The 1,174-nt window shown below is 70.1% G+C and carries 1 pseudogene; it reads left to right on the forward strand.

The annotated features are described in order from the left end of the window. A pseudogene (locus ACF1BE_RS35080) lies at nt 1–1,174 on the forward strand (alpha-1,4-glucan--maltose-1-phosphate maltosyltransferase); the annotation flags it as partial.

The following is a 1,174-nucleotide window of genomic DNA, read 5'->3' on the forward strand; positions in this document are numbered from 1 at the left end:
GGCGGCGTTGTCGCCCGAGGTGGAGGCGCTGGTGAGCCGGTATCCGCTGCGGGAGCTGGTCACCGCCTCGGACGCGATGCCGTTGCTGGTGGAGCGGGAGCGGGCCCTGTACGGCTCGTGGTACGAGTTCTTCCCCCGCTCCGAGGGCACCGCCGAACAGCCGCACGGCACGTTCCGCACCGCCGCGCGCCGCCTCGGGGCGATCGCGGACATGGGCTTCGACGTGGTCTACCTGCCCCCTGTCCACCCGATCGGCACGACGTTCCGCAAGGGCCCCAACAACACCCTCACCGCCGGCCCCGACGACGTCGGCGTGCCCTGGGCGATCGGTTCCCCCGAGGGCGGCCACGACGCCGTCCACCCCGCCCTGGGCACCCTGGAGGACTTCGACTTCTTCGTCGCCCGCGCCCGGGAACTGGGCCTGGAGATCGCGCTGGACTTCGCCCTCCAGTGCTCCCCCGACCATCCGTGGGTGCACAAGCACCCCGAGTGGTTCCACCACCGCCCCGACGGGTCCATCGCCCACGCCGAGAACCCGCCGAAGAAGTACCAGGACATCTACCCCATCGCCTTCGACGCCGACATGGACGGCCTCGTCACCGAGACGGTGCGCGTGCTGCGGCACTGGATGGAGCACGGGGTACGGATCTTCCGGGTGGACAACCCGCACACCAAACCGGTGGTGTTCTGGGAACGGGTCATCGCGGAGATCAGCCGCAAGGACCCCGACGTCATCTTCCTGGCGGAGGCGTTCACCCGCCCGGCGATGATGCACACCCTCGCCCAGATCGGCTTCCAGCAGTCCTACACGTACTTCACCTGGCGCAACAGCAAGCAGGAGCTGACGGAGTACCTCACCGAGCTGTCGGGCGAGGCGGCGGCCTACATGCGCCCCAACCTCTTCCCCAACACCCCCGACATCCTGCACGCCTACCTCCAGCACGGCGGGCGTGCCGCCTTCGAGGTCCGGGCCGTACTGGCCGCCACGCTCTCCCCCTCCTGGGGCATCTACAGCGGCTACGAACTGTGCGAGAACACGCCACTGCGCGAGGGCAGCGAGGAGTACCTCGACTCCGAGAAGTACCAGCTGCGGCCCCGCGACTGGGAGGGCGCCGCACGCGAGGGCCGCACCATCGCCCCCCTCATCACCCGCCTCAACACCGCCCGGCGCCGG

It is taken from the genome of Streptomyces sp. NPDC014991 (assembly GCF_043080665.1).
Lineage (GTDB): Bacteria > Actinomycetota > Actinomycetes > Streptomycetales > Streptomycetaceae > Streptomyces.